The 20,060-nt window shown below is 59.7% G+C and carries 17 protein-coding genes; 11 read left to right on the top strand and 6 right to left on the bottom strand.

Going from position 1 to position 20,060, the window contains the following annotated elements; genetic code table 11:
* Nucleotides 1-16 precede the first annotated feature (16 nt).
* Nucleotides 17-667 carry a GNAT family N-acetyltransferase gene (locus tag M5G20_RS13310; protein WP_273919446.1) on the bottom strand — a complete coding sequence of 217 codons (651 nt, stop codon included), beginning with the start codon at nucleotides 665-667 and terminating at the stop codon, nucleotides 17-19.
* Between the two features lie 222 nt (nucleotides 668-889).
* Between M5G20_RS13310 and xthA the strand changes: the two genes are divergently transcribed.
* Complete coding sequence (xthA, locus tag M5G20_RS13305) at nucleotides 890-1,702, top strand: exodeoxyribonuclease III (RefSeq protein WP_273919445.1); 813 nt, start codon at nucleotides 890-892, stop codon at nucleotides 1,700-1,702.
* A gap of 153 nt (nucleotides 1,703-1,855) precedes the next feature.
* Nucleotides 1,856-3,196 carry a phosphate ABC transporter substrate-binding/OmpA family protein gene (locus M5G20_RS13300; RefSeq protein ID WP_273919444.1) on the top strand — a complete coding sequence of 447 codons (1,341 nt, stop codon included), beginning with the start codon at nucleotides 1,856-1,858 and terminating at the stop codon, nucleotides 3,194-3,196.
* A gap of 74 nt (nucleotides 3,197-3,270) precedes the next feature.
* On the opposite strand, the gene M5G20_RS13295 is transcribed toward M5G20_RS13300, so the two are convergent.
* Nucleotides 3,271-4,500: an acyl-CoA dehydrogenase gene (locus M5G20_RS13295; RefSeq protein ID WP_150735202.1), complete on the bottom strand. Its 1,230-nt coding sequence runs from the start codon at nucleotides 4,498-4,500 to the stop codon at nucleotides 3,271-3,273.
* 165 nt (nucleotides 4,501-4,665) lie between these two features.
* Between M5G20_RS13295 and M5G20_RS13290 the strand changes: the two genes are divergently transcribed.
* The 3 genes from M5G20_RS13290 to M5G20_RS13280 all read left to right on the top strand — a co-directional run bounded on the left by M5G20_RS13290 (nucleotide 4,666) and on the right by M5G20_RS13280 (nucleotide 7,187).
* Entirely contained in the window at nucleotides 4,666-5,595 is a 930-nt protein-coding gene (locus M5G20_RS13290) for a LysR family transcriptional regulator (RefSeq protein ID WP_273919443.1), read from the top strand.
* Nucleotides 5,596-5,799: 204 nt separating this feature from the next.
* Complete coding sequence (locus M5G20_RS13285) at nucleotides 5,800-6,201, top strand: MerR family transcriptional regulator (RefSeq protein WP_007992801.1); 402 nt, start codon at nucleotides 5,800-5,802, stop codon at nucleotides 6,199-6,201.
* An 86-nt stretch (nucleotides 6,202-6,287) separates the two neighbouring features.
* A complete protein-coding gene (locus M5G20_RS13280) occupies nucleotides 6,288-7,187 on the top strand; it encodes a hydroxymethylglutaryl-CoA lyase (RefSeq protein ID WP_273919442.1) in 900 nt (299 codons plus the stop codon).
* Between the two features lie 657 nt (nucleotides 7,188-7,844).
* On the opposite strand, the gene M5G20_RS13275 is transcribed toward M5G20_RS13280, so the two are convergent.
* A complete protein-coding gene (locus tag M5G20_RS13275; protein ID WP_273919441.1) occupies nucleotides 7,845-9,539 on the bottom strand; it encodes an AMP-binding protein in 1,695 nt (564 codons plus the stop codon).
* 292 nt (nucleotides 9,540-9,831) lie between these two features.
* On the opposite strand from M5G20_RS13275, the gene M5G20_RS13270 reads away from it, so the two are divergent.
* Genes M5G20_RS13270 through M5G20_RS13255 form a run of 4 tightly spaced genes read left to right on the top strand, consistent with a single transcriptional unit; the run spans nucleotide 9,832 to nucleotide 15,391 of the window.
* Nucleotides 9,832-10,995 carry an isovaleryl-CoA dehydrogenase gene (locus tag M5G20_RS13270; protein WP_150735206.1) on the top strand — a complete coding sequence of 388 codons (1,164 nt, stop codon included), beginning with the start codon at nucleotides 9,832-9,834 and terminating at the stop codon, nucleotides 10,993-10,995.
* A gap of 13 nt (nucleotides 10,996-11,008) precedes the next feature.
* The gene (locus tag M5G20_RS13265; protein ID WP_273919440.1) at nucleotides 11,009-12,616 is read left to right on the top strand and encodes a carboxyl transferase domain-containing protein; all 1,608 of its coding nucleotides are present in this window, start codon (nucleotides 11,009-11,011) and stop codon (nucleotides 12,614-12,616) included.
* A 13-nt stretch (nucleotides 12,617-12,629) separates the two neighbouring features.
* Nucleotides 12,630-13,445 (top strand): gamma-carboxygeranoyl-CoA hydratase, encoded by an 816-nt coding sequence (locus M5G20_RS13260; protein WP_273919439.1) that lies wholly within the window; start codon nucleotides 12,630-12,632, stop codon nucleotides 13,443-13,445.
* Nucleotides 13,445-15,391 (top strand): acetyl/propionyl/methylcrotonyl-CoA carboxylase subunit alpha, encoded by a 1,947-nt coding sequence (locus M5G20_RS13255; RefSeq protein ID WP_273919438.1) that lies wholly within the window; start codon nucleotides 13,445-13,447, stop codon nucleotides 15,389-15,391. Before M5G20_RS13260 ends, M5G20_RS13255 begins: the two co-directional genes overlap by 1 nt.
* 39 nt (nucleotides 15,392-15,430) lie before the next feature.
* On the opposite strand, the gene M5G20_RS13250 is transcribed toward M5G20_RS13255, so the two are convergent.
* Nucleotides 15,431-16,069: a LexA family protein gene (locus M5G20_RS13250; protein WP_273919437.1), complete on the bottom strand. Its 639-nt coding sequence runs from the start codon at nucleotides 16,067-16,069 to the stop codon at nucleotides 15,431-15,433.
* A 129-nt stretch (nucleotides 16,070-16,198) separates the two neighbouring features.
* On the opposite strand from M5G20_RS13250, the gene M5G20_RS13245 reads away from it, so the two are divergent.
* Nucleotides 16,199-16,540, top strand: coding sequence for a DUF6124 family protein (locus tag M5G20_RS13245; protein WP_150735211.1), 342 nt, complete (start codon nucleotides 16,199-16,201; stop codon nucleotides 16,538-16,540).
* A 479-nt stretch (nucleotides 16,541-17,019) separates the two neighbouring features.
* Nucleotides 17,020-18,171, top strand: coding sequence for a M14 family metallopeptidase (locus M5G20_RS13240; RefSeq protein WP_273919436.1), 1,152 nt, complete (start codon nucleotides 17,020-17,022; stop codon nucleotides 18,169-18,171).
* Between the two features lie 103 nt (nucleotides 18,172-18,274).
* Here the strand turns inward: M5G20_RS13240 and M5G20_RS13235 are convergent, their stop codons facing one another.
* Both M5G20_RS13235 and M5G20_RS13230 read right to left on the bottom strand, forming a co-directional pair.
* Entirely contained in the window at nucleotides 18,275-18,820 is a 546-nt protein-coding gene (locus M5G20_RS13235) for a cytochrome b (protein ID WP_273919435.1), read from the bottom strand.
* Nucleotides 18,817-19,902: a catalase family peroxidase gene (locus M5G20_RS13230; protein ID WP_273919434.1), complete on the bottom strand. Its 1,086-nt coding sequence runs from the start codon at nucleotides 19,900-19,902 to the stop codon at nucleotides 18,817-18,819. Before M5G20_RS13230 ends, M5G20_RS13235 begins: the two co-directional genes overlap by 4 nt.
* Nucleotides 19,903-20,060: the final 158 nt, after the last annotated feature.

Genomic DNA, 20,060 nt, shown 5'->3' with positions numbered 1-20,060 from the left:
CGCGGAAAGTTCGACCTTACGCGGTTGCGCTCTGCACGACCTGTGGGTTGGCGTGAAAAAACACATGCTCACGAATCGGTCCTACGGCCACCTCACCAATTTCCTCATAGCCCTGGCGTTTGTAGAACGCCAGATAACGCGGATTACCGGTGTCGAGGATCACGCCCTGAGAGTTTTCATCCACCGCGCACCAGTTGTGCACCGCTTGCAGCAATTGCTCGCCGAAGTGCTTGCCCTGGAATTGCGGGTGAATGCCCAGCAACGGCAGAACGTGCACCGAGTCGGACGGCGAGCACGCCGCCACGGCATCGTGATATTCGAGGTAGCGACGCGTGCAGCGAAAGCCGGTGCTGAGCACCATGCGCAAGCGCCACGCCCAACTTTCGGTGATGCCCAACCGACGTTGCGGCGGCGCGATCAGGGCGATGCCGATCAAGCGGTCATTGACCAGCAGGCCGATGGCCGGCAAATCCTGCAGAAAGTGTTGCTTGACCAGTTCGCGCACGGTGGCGCGCACCCGCTGTTCATAGCCGGGGCGCTCGGCCTCGAACAGGTAGCCGAAGGTCGGCTCGTGCCGATAAGCCTGGTACAACAATGAGCGGGCTTCGCGGGAATAGCCGCTGTCGAGCATATGAATGTCGGCGATGGCGGTCTGGGTTTCAGGCATGACGGTGATTCTCCCCTGGGCGCGTACAAATGGCGGCGCTCTTGTTGGTACGAACCGGTTGCGGGTGGCACAGTTCCCCAAAGGTATAGACCAACTCGGGACATTCCTCGATTTTGCCAGCCTCACAGGCAACACAAATCCCACAGACCAAAATGATCTGTCCCACACTGGCCCATCTCCCCCATGTCAGCTAGCATCGCCCTTTTGCCAGGACTGCCGACCATGAAGATTGTCTCCTTCAACATCAACGGGCTGCGCGCCCGTCCCCATCAGCTGGCGGCGCTGATCGAAAAGCATCAGCCAGATGTGATCGGGTTACAGGAAACCAAGGTCCACGACGACCAGTTCCCGCTTGAAGAAGTCAAAGCCCTGGGCTATCACGTGAATTTCCACGGCCAAAAAGGGCATTACGGCGTTGCCCTGCTCTCGCGCCAGGAGCCGCTGGTCCTGCACAAAGGTTTCGCCACCGATGAAGAAGACGCACAGCGGCGCTTCATCTGGGGCACCTTCGCCGACGCAGATGGCGTGCCGGTGACCATCATGAACGGCTATTTCCCACAAGGTGAAAGCCGCGACCACCCGACCAAATTCCCGGCCAAGCAACGTTTCTACAGCGATTTGCAGCAACTGCTGGAAAGCCAGTTCAAAAACGAACAGCCACTGGTGGTCATGGGCGATGTAAACATTTCTCCGGAAGACTGCGACATCGGTATCGGCCCGGACAACATGAAGCGCTGGCTGAAAACCGGCAAATGCAGCTTCCTGCCGGAAGAGCGCGAGTGGATGGCCCGCCTGAAAAACTGGGGCCTGACTGACAGTTTCCGTCATCTGAACCCGGAAGTGGCGGATGTCTTCAGCTGGTTCGATTACCGTAGCCGCGGATTTGAAGACGAGCCTAAGCGTGGGCTGCGCATAGACGTGATCCTGGCCTCCCACGGTTTGTTGCCACGGGTCAAAGCCGCCGGCGTCGACTATGAACTGCGCGGCATGGAAAAACCTTCGGACCATGCGCCGATCTGGCTTGAGTTGAGCTAAAAAGCAAAAGATCGCAGCCTGCGGCCGCGCCTACAGAATCAGCAGATATGTTCTGTAGGCGCGGCCGCAGGCTGCGATCTTTTGACTGTCATCTTTTAGAAACCTCACTGACTTATTCTCCCGACACCTCCTTTGGCTATGTAAGGTGCTGGCATGACGCTGCGCGTATTGTTCCTGTTGATGCTGTGCCTCGGATTGCCGCAAACGGCCGCGGCCGGCGCGTTGCCGCTGCCCGACCATGGCCCGGTGCTGCGCATCCAGGGTTCCAACACCATCGGCGCAGCGTTGGGCCCGGCGTTGGTCGAAGGGCTGCTGCGCGAACAGGGCCTGCTCAAGGTTCACAGTGAAGCGCCGGACAAGGCCAATGAAATGCGGGTTGTCGCTGAGACCGCTGAAGGCCGTCGGGTGGAAGTGGAACTCGCGGCCCATGGCTCCAGCACCGGTTTCAGTGCGCTGAAAAACGGCAGCGCCGACCTCGCCGCGTCCTCACGCCCGATCAAGGACAGCGAACTGCTGAGCCTCGACTCTTTCGGCGACCTGAAAAGTCCTGGCGCTGAGCAGGTCATTGCCATCGACGGCCTGGCAATCATCCTTCACCCGCAAAATCCGCTGAACCAACTGGACACCGTGCAACTGGCGCGGATTTTCAGTGGCGAGGTCAAAACCTGGGAAGAACTCGGCGGCAGCGGTGGGACAATTCATCTTTATGCGCGGGATGATCAGTCCGGCACCTACGACACCTTCAAGGAATTGGTTCTGAGCCCTCGTGGGAAAAGTCTCAGCAGTACAACGAAACGCTTCGAATCCAGCGAACAGTTGTCCGATGCCGTCAGTGCGGACCCGCAGGGTATCGGTTTTATAGGTTTGCCTTACGTACGCCAGGCCAAAGCGGTAGCGATTGTCGATGGGCAGTCACAGGCCATGCTGCCACTCAACAGCCTGATCGCCACGGAAGATTATCCGCTGTCGCGCCGCTTGTTTTTTTACCTGCCGCCCGCCGGGAAAAATCCCTGGGCGCAAGCGCTGGTGACGTTCGCCCAAAGCAGCAAAGGCCAGGCGATTGTTGCTGCCAACGGCTTTATCGCCCAGACCGTACAGGCCATGGCCGTCGCCCCGAATGCACTGATGCCCGAGGGCTATCAGGCACTCAGTCGTCACGCCCAGCGGCTGTCGGTGAATTTCCGCTTCGACGAAGGCAGCGCCACTCTGGACAACAAGGCGCGGCAAGACTTGACCCGGGTACTCGACTATATAGAGCAGCACGAAAAGACAGATCGGCAGGTGACACTCGTAGGGTTCGGCGATGCCAAGGATGACCCGGCGCGGGCCGATCTGTTGTCGAAACTACGGGCCATGGCGGTACGCCGGGAGCTGGTGAAAAGCGGTGTGGTGTTGCGCGAGATTCGCGGCTTTGGCGCCGAGATGCCGGTGGCGGCCAACAGTGCGGATGAAGGGCGGATCAAGAATCGGCGGGTTGAGGTTTGGGTGTATTGAAACACTGAAAAATGTGGCGAGGGAGCTTGCTCCCTCGCCACCAGTATTCACTCATCAGAAAAGATACCGTGGTGTCACTGCCCGCTACGCATCATTTCTTTCGGCACATACTTGCCAATCTCGAATTTGCCGATCGCCGCGCGGTGCACTTCGTCCGGGCCGTCGGCCAGACGCAGGGTGCGTTGCATGGCGTACATGTAGGCCAGCGGAAAATCGTTGGACACCCCTGCCCCGCCGTGCATCTGGATCGCCCGGTCGATCACCCGCAGCGCCACGTTCGGCGCCACAACCTTGATCTGCGCGATTTCGCTTTTCGCCACTTTGTTGCCGACGGTGTCCATCATGTACGCCGCTTTCAACGTCAGCAGCCGCGCCATGTCGATTTCCATCCGCGAGTCGGCAATCTTGTCGATGTTGCCGCCCAGGCGCGCCAGAGGCTTGCCGAACGCGGTGCGGTTCACCGAGCGCTTGCACATCAGTTCCAGCGCCCGCTCAGCCATGCCGATCGAACGCATGCAGTGGTGAATCCGGCCCGGGCCGAGGCGACCTTGGGCGATTTCAAAACCTCGTCCTTCGCCCAACAGGACGTTTTCGTACGGCACCCGCACGTTTTCGAAATGCACTTCGGCGTGACCATGGGGCGCGTCGTCGTAACCGAACACCGGCAGCGGGCGCACGATCTTCACGCCGGGAGCGTCCACCGGCACCAGAATCATCGAGTGCTGGGCATGGCGCGGCGCATCGGGGTTGCTCAGCCCCATGAAGATCAGGATCTTGCAGCGCGGATCGCATGCACCTGACGTCCACCATTTCTTGCCATTGATGACCCACTGGTCACCGTCGCGCACTGCACGGGCCGCCATGTTGGTGGCATCGGAGGACGCAACGTCCGGTTCAGTCATGGCGAACGCCGAGCGGATCTCGCCACGCAGCAGCGGTTCGAGCCAGCGCTGTTTTTGCTCTTCGTTGGCATAGCGCACCAACACTTCCATGTTGCCGGTGTCCGGCGCCGAGCAGTTGAACGGCTCCGGCCCCAGCAGCGAACGGCCCATGATTTCCGCCAATGGCGCGTATTCGAGGTTGGTCAGGCCGGCGCCGAGTTCGGACTCAGGCAGAAACAAATTCCACAGGCCCTCAGCCTTGGCCTTGAGTTTGAGTTCTTCCATGATTGCCGTCGGCTGCCAGCGGTCACCCTCGGCAACCTGGCGCTCGAACACGGCTTCGGCGGGATAGACGTAGGTGTCCATGAACGCTGTTACGCGCTCACGCAGTTCCTGAACCTTGGGCGAATAAGCGAAATCCATGAGCGAGATACCTTCTTGGGGGAGGTTGTTTTAGGTCATGTATCGATGCTAGAACAGCGCTGATAATTTACCTAGCCTATTCTCGGCGTGTATAAACATTCATCACCGATATATGATCGGCTGATCGTCACGGTCAGCCCATCCATACAATAAGAGAACCGCGTAATGAATCTGAGCAAGGTCGACCTCAACCTTTTCATCGTCTTCGACGCGATCTACACCGAAGCCAACCTGACCCGTGCCGGGCAGATCGTGGGCATTACCCAACCGGCGGTGTCGAACGCTCTGGCCCGGTTGCGCGAGACCTTCAACGACCCGTTGTTCGTGCGAACCGCCCAGGGCATGGTGCCCACGCCGATGGCGCAGAACATCATCGGGCCGGTGCGTAACGCCCTCTCGCTGCTGCGCATTTCCGTTCAGGAAAGCCGCATTTTCAATCCGCAGCAGGCGAACAAGACTTACCGCATCAGCATGACCGACCTCACCGAAGCGGTGATCCTGCCGCCGCTGTTCCAGCGCCTGCGGCGTCTCGCACCGACGGTGATCATCGAAAGCTTCCTGTCCAAGCGCCGCGAAACCACCAAGGAACTGGCGGCTGGCCGCCTTGATTTCGCCGTGGATGCACCGCTCAACACCGACCCGCAAGTGCGCCACGTCAAATTGATGGAAGATCGTTATGTCTGCGCCATGCGCAAGGGGCATCCGCTGGCGAGCAAGGAAAAGCTGACACTCGATGAATACCTGAGCCTGACCCATATCCATATTTCCAGCCGTCGAAGCGGTCTGGGCTATGTCGACCTGGCCCTGGGCAAGATGGGCATCCAGCGCAAGATCGCCCTGCGCTCCCAGCATTACCTGATGGCCTCACAGGTAATGCAGCAAACGGACATGGTCATGACCGTGCCGGAACGCTTCGCCCGCCGTAACGATTTGCACGCCTTCAACCTGCCGGTCAACGACGTGCCGCCCGTGGAAACCCACCTTTACTGGCACGAAAGCACCGACCAGGACCCGGCCAACCGCTGGATGCGCGAGCAGATGATCGAGTTGTGCCAACAGGTGACGGCGCATGAGAAGAAGCTCGAGAAGCTGTAGGACTTGATACCAAGGTGACTTCTTCGCGAACAGGCTCGCTCCCACAAGGATGATTTTTCGTACACAGATATTGAGTTCAATGAAGAACCACTGTGTGCGAGCCTGCTCTCGATGGGGCCAGCAAGAACAGCGAAAATCAATCCCCCTTGACGTAAACGTCAACCTGCCATTAGCTTAGCGCCATGACCTTTTGCGAGCGCTTCCATGAGCAGCCAGACCTACAGCATCTCCGACCTTGCCCGCGAGCTCGACATCACTACCCGGGCCATTCGCTTCTATGAAGAACAAGGCCTGCTCAGCCCCGAGCGCCGTGGTCAGGAACGCATTTACTCGCCCCGTGACAAAGTCAGCCTGAAGCTGATCCTGCGGGGCAAGCGCATCGGTTTCTCGTTGGCCGAATGCCGCGAACTGATCGAGCTCTACGACCCGTCCAGCGGTAACACCAAGCAACTGCACAGCATGCTGGCAAAAATCAGCGAACGCCGGGAACAGCTGGAGCAACAGTTGCTGGACATCGAACAGATGAAGCTTGAGCTGGATACTGCGGAAGAGCGCTGCGTGCAGGCGCTGGAGCAGACGCTCAAAAGCCAGGAATCGGTTCAATAACCCGACACAATTCCCTGTGGAATCGTCGCACCGCCGCTCCCACAGGATCTTTGTAGCCTCAAGACAAAAATCACAGGTCGATCCCCATGCCCCTCCCCACCCACGTACGCCTTGTCGAAGTCGGCCCGCGCGACGGTCTGCAAAACGAAGCCCGGCCCATCAGTGTTACCGACAAGGTGCAACTGGTCGACGCACTCACGGCTGCTGGCCTGGGCTATATAGAAGTTGGCAGTTTCGTGTCGCCCAAATGGGTGCCACAGATGGCCGGTTCCGCCGAGGTTTTCGCACAGATTCAGCGCAAGCCAAGCGTTACCTATGGCGCCCTCGCCCCCAACCTGCGCGGTTTTGAAGATGCCCTGGCCAGTGGCGTGAAAGAGGTCGCGGTGTTCGCCGCAGCCTCCGAGGCGTTTTCCCAACGCAACATCAATTGCTCTATCAGCGAAAGCCTGGCGCGCTTCGTACCGATCATGGATGCGGCCAAGCAGCACGGTGTGACGGTGCGCGGGTACGTGTCCTGTGTCCTGGGCTGCCCTTATGAAGGTGACGTCGCGCCGGAGCAGGTCGCACGGGTGGCCCGCGAGCTCTACGCCATGGGCTGTTATGAGGTTTCGTTGGGCGACACCATCGGCACCGGTACTGCTGGCGCAACGCGCAAGATGTTCGACGTGGTGTCGGCTGATGTTCCGCGAGAAAAACTGGCCGGGCATTTCCATGACACCTACGGTCAGGCCATGGCCAACATCTACGCCAGCCTGCTGGAGGGCATCTCGGTATTCGACAGTTCTATCGCCGGCCTCGGTGGCTGCCCTTACGCCAAGGGCGCCAGCGGTAACGTCGCCACCGAAGACGTGGTGTACCTGCTCAACGGCCTTGGCATCGAAACCGGAATCGACCTGGACGCGTTGATCCTCGCCGGCCAGCAGATTTGCTCTGTACTGGGGCGCCCAACAGGTTCTCGGGTGGCCAAGGCCCGCAGCGCACACTGAGTGGGGGGAATGTGTCCGGGTGTTACCGCTACCTCAGAAGCGTGGGCGCATTCGAGTAACACGGAAACAAAATGCAGGATTTAACCTGATGCGAAAAACCTTACAAAATCACAAACACTTGTTTTTAAAGGATTTTTAAAAGTTGGCACGGCTCCTGCTATCTCTATCGCACAACAAGAATAAAAAATTGCGGCAACCCTAATAAAAACAAGACGTAACGACTCTGACATAACAAAAACAACACGGCAGAGACGCAGCTAACAGATTTTTTTGGAGAAGATGTGCTTTTCAGGGTGCTTTTAGGAGTTACCCGCAACCGGGCAGAGAATAATAAAACTACCTTCAGGTAGCTCCCGAACTGGTTGGATCGCTCAGCGAGAAAGTAGATCAGCGCTCAAAAAAATACGTTTGCTCTTGATCCCGGATGGGGATCGCCAAAAACAGCGGTAAAGGGTAACGGTCACTAAAAACAAAAACAGACCGCCCCTCAATAATAAAAAAAGAGCACGCGCAACGAAAATTAAAGGGGAGCTTCGGCTCCCCTTTGTGCTGCCTGCGTTTTGGAATTCCTGCCTGCAGGAGCTGGCTTGCCAGCGATGAACGATGACGCGGTCTGCCTGATGGACCGCGGCGCCTGCATCGCCAGCAAGCCGGCTCCTACGGTATCGCTTTGAGCTCCTCGATACTGATCTCGCGCATGCGAAATTTCTGGATCTTCCCGGTCACTGTCATCGGAAACTCCTCGACGAACTTGAAGTAACGCGGCGTCTTGAAGTGCGCGATGCGCTCCTTGCACCAGGTTTGCAGTTCTTGCTCGGTGGCGCTGTGGCCCGGATGGAACTTGATCCAGGCGACAATCTCTTCGCCATAGCGCGAGCAAGGAATGCCGATCACCTGCACATCCGCAACCGCCGGATGGGTGAAGAAAAACTCTTCCAGCTCACGCGGATAAACGTTCTCGCCGCCGCGAATGATCATGTCCTTGTTACGCCCGGCGATGCACACATAACCCTCGTCATTCATGCTCGCCAGATCACCGGTGTGCATCCAGCCTGCCTGATCGATGGCTTGCGCGGTGCCTTCGGGATTGTTCCAGTAACCCAGCATCACGCTGTAGCCGCGTGTGCACAGCTCACCGATGGTGCCGCGCGGAACCAGGTTGCCGGCGTCATCGATGATCTTGCTTTCCAGCTGCGGCTGAGTGCGGCCGACGGTGGTCACACGCAGTTCCAGTTCGTCTGACGGACCGGTCTGCAACGACACCGGGCTGGTTTCCGTCATGCCGTAGGCAATCTGCACTTCGCTCATGTGCATTTCACTGATGACCCGGCGCATCACTTCGATGGGGCACGTCGCCCCCGCCATGATCCCGGTGCGTAGGCTCGACAGATCGAATTCGGCACGCTGCGGCTGATCGAGCATGGCGATGAACATGGTCGGCACGCCGTACAGCGCCGTGGCGTTCTCTTCGGCGACGGTGCCGAGCGTCAGCAGTGGATCAAACGCATCGTTGGGGTAAATCATGGTGCTGCCGTGAGTGATGCAGCCGAGATTGCCCATGACCATGCCGAAGCAGTGATACAACGGCACGGGGATCACCAGGCGATCAGCGGCGGTCAAGCCGAGGCTTTCGCCAACCATGTAACCGTTGTTGAGAATGTTGTAGTGACTGAGGGTCGCACCCTTCGGAAAACCGGTGGTGCCGGAGGTGTACTGGATGTTCACCGCCTGATCGAAATGCAGGCTGTCCTGGCGCTCGCGCAAGTGTTCGACCGACACACCGCCTGCCAGGTCAGCCAGTTGCGACCACGGCAGGAAACCACTGGGCGGCTGCGCATCCAGGCTGACGACGCCCCGCAACTCCGGCAGTCGTTCGCTGCTCAGCTTTCCGATGGATTGTTCCGCCAGCTCCGGCACCAGTCCTTGCAACATGGCGTGGTAGTTGGAGGTCTTGAAGGCCCCGGCGCACACCAGCCATTGGCAACCGGATTGCTTCAATACGTATTCGAGTTCGGAACTGCGGTAGGCGGGGTTGATGTTCACCAGAATCACGCCGATTTTTGCCGTGGCGATCTGCGTGATGCACCACTGCGCGCAGTTCGGCGCCCAGATGCCGAGGCGGTCACCGGTTTGCAGCCCCAATGCCAGCAGCGCTCTGGCGTGCAGGTCCGCGGCGTCCGCCAGTTGTTGCCAGGTGTAGCGCAACTGTTGATGGCGCACCACCAGCGCTTCCCCGGCCGGGTACTGTGCGACCGTGTTATCGAACGCCTGGCCAATGGTCATCGCCAGCAAGGCTTTGTCCTGGGAACCGCGGGTGTAACTGCGTTGCGGACTTGCACTGGGTTGATCCATGACGACCCCTATTGTCTTTATTAATGGGTTACCGACGGATACCTGTGGGAGCGAGCCCAGCTCGCGAGAGGCCAGAAAATCCAACAATGATGTCGACTGATCCGACGCATTCGCGAGCTGGCTCGCTCCCACAAAGTCGCTCCGCGTTCTATCTTGAACTGCCTCTACTCTCGCTCAAGTTGACGTTAACGTAAAGGGCGATTGACAGCCTTTCGTCACAGGCTTACGTTAACGTAAAGGTGAGAACTAAAGCACGGCTCTCCCCGCCCAACAAAAAGCCAAAAGGTGACCCATGAGCTACCCATCCCTGAACTTTGCCCTCGGTGAAACCATCGACATGCTGCGCGATCAGGTTCAGTCCTTTGTCGCCAAAGAGATCGCCCCGCGCGCCGCTCAGATCGACATCGACAACCTGTTCCCCGCGGACCTGTGGCGCAAATTCGGCGACATGGGCCTGCTGGGCATTACCGTGCCGGAAGAGTACGGCGGTGCCGGCCTGGGTTACCTGGCGCACGTGGTGGCGATGGAAGAAATCAGCCGCGGATCGGCTTCCGTTGCACTGTCCTACGGCGCCCACTCCAACCTCTGCGTCAACCAGATCAATCGCAACGGCAATCACGAACAGAAATCCAGGTACCTGCCCAAACTGATCAGCGGCGAGCACATCGGCGCCCTGGCCATGAGCGAACCGAACGCCGGTTCCGACGTGGTCTCGATGAAACTGCGCGCCGACAAACGCGGCGACAAGTACGTGCTCAACGGCAGCAAGACCTGGATCACCAACGGTCCGGACGCCAACACCTACGTGATTTACGCCAAGACCGACCTCGAAAAGGGCCCTCACGGCATCACCGCTTTTATCGTCGAGCGAGACTGGAAAGGCTTCAGTCGCAGCAACAAGTTCGACAAGCTCGGCATGCGCGGTTCGAACACCTGTGAGCTGTTCTTCGATGACGTCGAAGTCCCGGAAGAGAACATCCTCGGCGTGCTCAACGGCGGCGTGAAAGTGCTGATGAGCGGCCTCGACTACGAGCGCGTCGTGCTGTCCGGCGGCCCGACCGGGATCATGCAGGCTTGCATGGATCTGATCGTTCCTTATATCCACGACCGCAAGCAGTTCGGCCAAAGCATCGGCGAATTCCAGCTGATTCAGGGCAAGGTCGCCGACATGTACACCCAACTCAACGCCAGCCGCGCCTACCTGTACGCCGTGGCCCAGGCCTGTGAGCGCGGCGAAACCACGCGCAAAGACGCCGCCGGGGTGATCCTCTACAGCGCCGAACGTGCCACGCAAATGGCCCTCGACGCGATCCAGATTCTCGGCGGCAATGGCTACATCAATGAATTCCCGGCGGGCCGTCTGTTGCGTGACGCCAAGCTGTACGAAATCGGCGCCGGCACCAGTGAGATCCGTCGCATGCTGATCGGTCGCGAACTGTTTAACGAAACCCGCTAAAACGGAGCTGTCCATGGCTATCTTGCATACCCAGCTCAACCCTCGTTCAGCGGAATTCGCGGCTAATAGCGCGGCGATGCTCAAACAGGTCGACGCCCTTCACACCCTGCTCGCCCAAGTCGCGCAAGGCGGTGGCCCGAAGGCTCAGGAACGCCACACTTCGAGGGGCAAATTGCTGCCTCGCGAGCGCATCAATCGCCTGCTCGATCCAGGTTCGCCGTTTCTTGAAATCAGCCAGCTGGCGGCTTACGAGGTGTATGGCGAAGACGTGCCCGCGGCTGGCGTGATTGCCGGGATCGGCCGCGTCGAAGGCGTCGAATGCATGATCGTCGCCAACGACGCCACGGTAAAAGGCGGCTCGTACTACCCGCTGACCGTGAAGAAACACCTGCGCGCCCAGACCATCGCCCAGCAGAACCGCCTGCCGTGCATCTACCTGGTGGACTCCGGCGGCGCCAACCTGCCGCGCCAGGATGAAGTGTTCCCGGACCGCGAGCACTTCGGCCGAATCTTCTTCAACCAGGCCAATATGAGCGCCATGGGCATCCCGCAGATCGCCGTGGTCATGGGTTCCTGCACCGCGGGTGGCGCGTATGTGCCGGCCATGGCTGACGAAGCGATCATGGTCCGCGAACAAGCGACAATCTTCCTCGCCGGCCCGCCGCTGGTGAAGGCCGCGACCGGTGAAGTGGTCAGCGCCGAAGATCTGGGCGGGGCGGATGTGCACTGCAAGATTTCCGGGGTGGCCGACCATTACGCCGAAAGCGATGAGCACGCCCTCGCCATCGCGCGACGCAGCGTGGCCAACCTCAACTGGCGCAAGCAAGGCGAGGTTCAGCAACGCACGCCAATCGCCCCGCTCTACCGCAGTGACGAGTTGTACGGCGTGGTCCCGGCCGACGCCAAGCAACCGTTCGACGTGCGCGAAGTGATTGCGCGACTGGTGGACGGATCGGTGTTCGACGAGTTCAAAGCGCTGTTCGGAACGACGCTGGTGTGTGGTTTTGCCTACCTGCACGGTTACCCGATCGCGATCCTTGCCAACAACGGCATTCTGTTCGCCGAAGCCGCGCAGAAAGGCGCGCACTTTATCGAGCTGGCCTGTCAGCGTGGCATCCCGCTGTTGTTCCTGCAGAACATCACCGGCTTCATGGTCGGCCAGAAATACGAGGCCGGCGGTATCGCCAAGCACGGTGCAAAACTGGTGACGGCGGTGGCCTGCGCCAAGGTGCCGAAATTCACCGTGATCATCGGCGGCAGTTTCGGTGCCGGTAACTACGGCATGTGCGGTCGTGCCTACGATCCGCGCTTCCTGTGGATGTGGCCGAATGCGCGCATCGGCGTGATGGGCGCCGAACAGGCAGCCGGCGTGCTGGTGCAGGTCAAACGCGAACAGGCCGAACGCAGCGGCCAGGGTTTCAGCGCCGAGCAGGAAGCCCAGATCAAGCAACCGATCCTCGACCAATACGAAGAGCAGGGTCACCCCTATTATTCCAGCGCGCGCTTGTGGGACGACGGTGTCATCGACCCGGCCCAGACCCGCGACGTACTGGCCCTGGCCTTGTCCGCGTCGTTGAACGCGCCAATCGAACCGAGCCGCTTCGGCGTGTTCCGGATGTGATCGGGAGAAAATCATGAGCGACTTCAACACCCTCGAACTGCTGACCGACCCACGGGGTTTTGCGACTCTCTGGCTCAGCCGTGAAGAAAAGAACAACGCTTTCAACGCCGAAATGATCCGCGAACTGATCCTCGCCCTCGACAAGGTCGCGAGTGATGCCAGCCTGCGTTTCCTGATCGTGCGTGGTCGCGGCAAGCATTTCAGTGCCGGCGCCGACCTGGCCTGGATGCAGCAATCGGCCGAACTCGATTACCACACCAACCTCGACGACGCCCGGGAACTGGCGGAGTTGATGTACAACCTGGCCAAACTGAAAGTCCCGACCCTGGCAGTGGTGCAAGGCGCAGCCTTCGGCGGCGCGCTGGGCCTGATCAGTTGCTGCGACATGGCCATCGGTGCCGATGACGCGCAGTTCTGCCTGTCGGAAGTGCGCATCGGCCTGGCGCCGGCCGTGATCAGCCCGTTCGTGGTGCAAGCCATCGGCGAACGCGCCACCCGCCGCTACGCCCTGACCGCTGAGCGCTTTGGCGGGCAACGGGCGCGGGAACTGGGTCTGTTGTCGGAAAGCTGTCCGATTGCCGAGCTGGAGCAGAAAGTCGATCAGTGGGTCGACAGCCTGCTGCTCAACAGCCCCGCTGCCATGCGCGCCAGCAAGGACTTGCTGCGTGAAGTCGGCGACGGCTCACTGACCCCGGCATTGCGCCGCTACACCGAAAACGCCATCGCCCGCATCCGCGTCAGCCCCGAAGGCCAGGAAGGCCTGCGCGCCTTCCTGCAAAAGCGTCCACCGAGCTGGCAAGCCGAAACCACCAACAAGGAGCCGCGTTGATGAGCGCACCGGTTATTACGTCCCTGCTGGTGGCCAACCGTGGCGAAATCGCCTGCCGGGTGATGCGCACCGCCAAGGCCCTTGGCCTGACCACCGTGGCCGTGCACAGCGCCACCGACCGTGACGCCCGCCACAGCCGCGAAGCCGACATTCGGGTCGACCTCGGTGGCAGCAAAGCCGCCGACAGCTATCTGCAAATCGACAAACTGATCGCCGCCGCCAAGGCCAGCGGCGCCCAGGCGATTCACCCCGGCTATGGTTTTCTGTCGGAGAACGCCGGGTTCGCCCGCGCCATCGAAGCGGCTGGCCTGATCTTCCTCGGCCCACCCGCCTCGGCTATCGACGCCATGGGCAGCAAGTCCGCGGCCAAAGCCTTGATGGAAACGGCCGGCGTGCCGCTGGTGCCGGGTTATCACGGTGAAGCTCAAGACCTCGACACCTTTCGCGACGCCTGCGAGCGCATTGGCTATCCGGTGTTGCTCAAGGCCACGGCGGGCGGCGGCGGCAAGGGCATGAAAGTCGTCGAGGACGTCAGCCAACTGGCCGAAGCCCTGGCCTCGGCCCAGCGTGAAGCGCAATCGTCGTTTGGTGATTCGCGGATGCTGGTGGAGAAATACCTGCTCAAACCGCGTCACGTGGAAATCCAGGTGTTCGCTGATCAGCATGGCAACTGCCTGTACCTCAACGAACGTGACTGCTCGATCCAGCGTCGGCACCAGAAAGTCGTTGAAGAAGCACCGGCGCCGGGCTTGAGCCCGGAACAGCGTCGCGCCATGGGTGAAGCCGCCGTGCGTTCGGCGCAGGCCATCGGTTATGTCGGTGCCGGCACCGTGGAGTTTTTGCTGGATGCGCGCGGTGAGTTCTTCTTCATGGAGATGAACACGCGCCTGCAAGTGGAACATCCGGTCACCGAAGCCATCACCGGCCTCGATCTGGTGGCCTGGCAGATTCGCGTGGCGCGCGGCGAAGCGTTGCCGATGACCCAGGAGCAAGTGCCCCTGATCGGCCATGCGATTGAAGTGCGGCTGTACGCCGAAGACCCGGCCAATGACTTTTTGCCGGCGACCGGGTGTCTGGACTTGTATCGCGAATCCGCTGAGGGGCCGGGGCGCCGCGTCGACAGCGGCGTCGAAGAAGGCGATGAGATTTCGCCGTTCTACGACCCGATGCTCGGCAAGCTGATTGCCTGGGGCGAGGATCGCGAACAGGCGCGCCTGCGCCTGCTGAGCATGCTCGATGAATTCGCGATTGGCGGGCTCAAGACCAACATCAACTTCCTGCGGCGGATCATCGGCCACCCGGCGTTTGCCGAGGCGGAACTGGATACCGGTTTCATCCCGCGTTATCAGGAACAGCTGTTGCCGGCGCCAGCACCGCTCAGCGACGAGTTCTGGCAAGCCGCCGCCCAAGTATTTGCCCTGGGCCAGCGTCGCGCGCCGCGAGCTGATGACCTGAGTTCGCCATGGGTCAACGGCAACGGTTTGCGCGCCGGTTTGCCCGCAGAAATCACCCTGCACCTGAGTTGCGAAGGCCAGGATCGCGCGCTGACGTTGGGCGAGATCAACGCTCAACTGCGGGGCGAGTATCTGCTGACCGACCGCGAGGGTGTGCGTCGCCAGCAGCGGGCGATCCGTCGTGATGATTGTGTGTATTTGCAATGGGACGGTGAACTGCGCCGTATCGAGTCCTACGACCCGATCAGTGCCGTTGAAGCCAGCCACAGCCATCAGGGCGGCCTGACTGCGCCCATGAACGGCAGCATCGTTCGAGTGTTGGTAGAAGCCGGGCAAACGGTCGAAGCCGGGGCGCAATTGGTGGTACTGGAAGCGATGAAGATGGAGCACAGCATCCGTGCACCCCACGCGGGTGTGATCAAGGCGCTGTATTGCCAGGAAGGCGAGATGGTCAGCGAAGGCAGTGCGTTGGTCGAACTGGAAGAAGCGTGAAATGAAGATCGGTCCTACGCATTGCGTGGACCGATCTGATCAGAACCTGGCTGTTGCCTGAACCACCACGCCGATGATTCGGCACTCGCCGGTGTAAAGGGCTTTCGGATACGTCGGATTGAGCGGGACCAGGTAACGCTGCCCGCCCTCTTCGATCAACTTGCGAAAAATCGCCTCGCTGCTGTCCTGCCACTGCGCGATTACCAGTTTGCCCGGTACGGCGTCCACATCCGGGTCCACCAGGATCAACATGCCCTCGGCGATGCTGGGGCCCTTCGGCGCGGTCATCGCATCGCCCACCACGGTCAACCAGAAAGCCGCGCCTTGAGCGTGGTAGTCGGACAATTCGAAGCGGTACGGTGCCTGTTCGCCATCACGCAGCTTGCCGGTATCCCGCCAGTCGCTGACCGGGTAACGGAAGTACGGGTTGTACTTTTGCTTCAGGGAAACCTCGTCGTCCTGCGACTCCCCCGGCTCCCTGATCACCAGCGCCACTTCGAGGAACCCCAGGCCTAGGGCCTGCAAGACCCGATTCATGTCGTCGATGCCGGGCTGACGGCGTTTTGTCAGCCAATGCCCGACGCCACCCTGGGACATCCCGAGGCGCTCGGCGAGTATCTCTTGAGTGACTTTGAGTTCACTCATCTTGGCCTTGACCAATTCAATCCATTTATCCATGTGCGGCACGATACGTGGCAGGCTCCAGCCATCAAAACACAAATTGTAGTATTTAATTTATCGTCACAAATACAGATCGTACTAGGATGAGTTCACGGATCTGAATCTATCACGGAGCTTGCCATCACCATGAACCAACCCGCCAACGACCTGCCCGATCTTCAAATCGACACCTCGCTCACTTCACCAAAAGGCTCCGCCGCTGCACAGCGGGCACTGGACTATTACTTGAAACCAGCTGTTTCAGAGGAGCAGGTCGTGGAGCGCTTCTTCGACGTAAATCGCAATATCAAAAGTGAGGAAGCGCTGGTCCATGCGTCGGACCTGTTGCGATGTGCGGCGGCGACGGCTTCCGAGTCAGCCAGCCATCTGCAGGGTTCAAACCGGGACCTGGCGTTTTCGGCGGTGCACATGATCGACATGGCCAGAGCCATGGTGGACAGATCGTTGGAGTGTCACCAGAACGCTTGAAGCGAAGGTGAAAAAGAGAGGACGGGAAAGAATTTTCCAATCGCCAAGATAAAAACGTTTGACTTGCAAACGAGAATGATTATTATTGCAACAACTGGTCGAGAGATCAGTCGATGGACCAGGGACCTTAGGTCGGTCTCCTGGACTATCTCCTCATCAGGCTAATCACGGTTTTTGACCCGGCTTTTTGCCGGGTCTTTTTTTGCCAGTTTTCTGGCTTATAGCTTCAGGCTAATGAAGTCTTCAGGTGCCGCACATTCGATGGCGCGGATGATATCAAAAGAATATTTGTTGGCAAGAGAACCCTGTGATCATTGGGGCAAACTAATGGTAAATAGCACTTGAGAATCAATCGCACAATCTCTAAGCTGCGACCGCGTCAAGGAAGACGCCCCCGCTCCACCCCGCAATATCCCTCGGTTTCACCTCAATCTTGCGTGTAAAGTAGCCGCCATAAAAATCATATTCAGGAACCGATTATGACCGTGGCTAAATCCTCTTTCGACATCAGCGCCAACTTCGACAGCGGCAACATTCAAGTCATCGACCTTAGCGACCCGCTCAAGCCACTGCTGGCGATCCGCCCCGACACCAAAAGCAACCACTTCCAATGGTTCCACTTCAAAGCCAGCGGCCTGCACGTTGGCCAGGAGCATTGGTTTCGCCTGAACAATGCCAGCCAGTCTTCCTACAACAAGGCTTGGGATGGTTATCAGGCGGTCGCTTCCTACGACCACGTCAACTGGTTCCGCGTACCGACCATCTTTGAAGGTGACTGTCTGCGCTTCTGCCTTGAAGCCTCCCAGACCCACGCCTGGTTCGCCTACTTCGAACCCTACAGCCGCGGCCGCCACGACTGGCTGATCGAGCAGGCGCTGACCAAGGCCGGCACCGAACTGCTGGCAACCGGCAAAAGCGTCGAAGGTCGCGACATTCAGTTACTGCGCAAAGGCACCGGCGCCGAAGGCCAGCGCAAAGTGTGGATCATCGCCCAGCAACATCCGGGTGAACACATGGCCGAATGGTTCATGGAAGGCGTCATCGAACGCCTGGAACACCACGACGACCCGGTACTGAACAAACTGCTGGCCAGCGCCGACCTGTACCTGGTGCCGAACATGAACCCGGACGGCGCCTTCCACGGTCACCTGCGCACCAACGCCATGGGCCAGGACCTGAACCGCGCGTGGCAGAACGCCAGCCCGGAAATCAGCCCGGAAGTGTTTTTCGTACAGCAGCAGATGGAACAATACGGCGTCGATTTGTTCATCGACGTGCACGGCGACGAAGAAATCCCGCACGTCTTCACCGCCGCTTGCGAAGGCAACCCGGGTTACACCCCGCGCATCGAAAAGCTCGAAGAACACTTCCGCAACCACTTGAAGCGCACCACCAAGGACTTCCAGACCAAATACGGCTACACCCGCGACGAACCGGGCAAGGCCAACATGACACTGGCGTGCAACAGCGTTGGCCAGAAATACGACTGCCTGTCACTGACTCTGGAAATGCCGTTCAAGGATCACGACGATCATCCGAACCCGCTGACGGGGTGGTCGGGTAAACGCTCGAAGCAGTTGGGCAAAGATGTTTTGACGACGGTGGCGGAGATGGTTGATACCCTGCGCTGATTACCCTTCGAAATCAAAAGATCGCAGCCGTCGGCCGCTCCTACAGGATTCGGCTTATCTCTGTAGGAACTGCCGACGGCTGCGATCTTTTACCAGGCGGCGATTAACCGCGATCTTTACCCCGCAACATGCTGTTCAACACGTCATCACGCCGCACCCAACCGTGAAACAACGCCGCCGCCAGATGCACCAGCACGATCAGGAACAACAGGTACGCCAGGTAGCCATGGGCTTTGCGCAGGAACGCAAACACCTGCGCATTGGCCGACACGATCGAAGGTAACTGCAGTGAACTGCTGAGCATCACCGGTTCACCCGACGCCGAAATCATCGCCCAGCCCAGTAGCGGCAAGACCAGCATCAAGGCGTACAGCAACACATGGGATACCTTGGCCGCCAGCGCTTGCCAGCCCGGCAGGTCTGCCGGCAGCGGCGGCTGTGTGGTGGAGAAACGCACCACCAGTCGCACGATGACCAACAGCAAAATTGCAACGCCCAACGGTTTGTGCAGATTGATCAGCCATTCATGCCGTTCAGACACCGAGGCGACCATGCCCGCGCCGATGAACAGCATGGCAATGATCATCAGCGCCATCAGCCAGTGCAGCAGTCGCGCCAGGGGAGCGAAGTGGTTCGGTTGTGTGCTCATTGCTGGGCCTCCTGTTTGGCGGCGGGCAACTGGCTGACTTCACTGGTGCGACGCAGGTAGGAATTGGCGTAACCGGCTGAACGCGCGGCGAGCAGTGGGTCGTCGGAGCCTTCGATACCGGCGGGCAATACCAGTGGGTCGTAGTTGATGTCACGGCATTCGCCGTTGAGTTGCGGCTGGGTTTTATCCAGCACCAGGGTGCCTGCGTTCAACACTTTGCGCCCTTCAGGCCAGGCTTTGCTGGCGTCGTTTACCGGATCGCCGGGGTTGGCGAGGATGATGTTCAACTGCCAACGCAGCGGTCCGGCAGCGATGCGCTGGACCAGATCTTTCTCCAGGAAATCACTGCCCTCAGGCGCCGTGGCACCCGGTGCATCTTGCGCGACCGGCACCATGCTCCAGCGCACGGCCTGACGTTGTCCGGCAGCGTTCACCAGATAAAACGCGTTGACGCTGTTATAGGTCTCAGTGACGTAACTGGCTGAAGGCTTGGCGGTCTTGATCCAGGCCAGGAACGGCGCAGCTTCCGGGTGCGAACCGAAAAACGCCGGCACTGCCGCGGGGTCCGGTTTGCCGGTAGCGGGAAGCGGTGACTGGGCTTGCTGCAATTGATAGAACGCCTCGGGCGTGGCCACCGGGAACACCGGCATGCTGTTCATCCCGGTACGCCACTGTTGGCCGTTAGCCTGATTGAAACGCAACGCCATGCTACGGATCGGCACGGCGCCATCCGGCGCATAAGGATTGCCGGCCGGCAGAGCAAAACGTCCAACCACCGGTGTACGCGGGTCGTTGAACACTTGGGCGCTGGAGTAACTGCGCGCCTCGCCGCTGCTCTCGAAATAGCCGATCACGCACACACCTTTGGAGTGGTTGCGGCGGAATCCCGGGTGCACACCGTTGTTGGTCTCCAGCACATTGATCAGTTTTTTCGGCGTCAGGCGCTGTGGGTCAAGGGTGCCATTGACGTAGGCAAACGCCCCGGCGGCGGCGGCGACGACAACGGCGATGCCCGCCAGACGCATGATCAGGCTCGCAGTGCTCAAGGGTGGCCGGGTGGGCGGTGATGATCGATCTACCATGAATAACTCCAGGGCCATCGGCCACAGATGAGAAGAATCAAGCAGACGAACCGCGCGCAGGTTTATTCCAGCGCGCGGTGTTTATTTTTTCAGCCGTGGAATAACCTCGGGTACCGGGCGTCTTCCTAGTCCCAAGCGTAGTGACTAGTCAGAACTTC

Origin of the sequence: Pseudomonas sp. TNT2022 ID1044 (genome assembly GCF_028656895.1) — a bacterium.
In the GTDB taxonomy this organism is placed as follows: domain Bacteria; phylum Pseudomonadota; class Gammaproteobacteria; order Pseudomonadales; family Pseudomonadaceae; genus Aquipseudomonas; species Aquipseudomonas reinekei.
The sequence above is the reverse complement of the archived record's forward strand: the minus strand, read 5'-3'. Positions and strand labels throughout refer to the sequence as shown.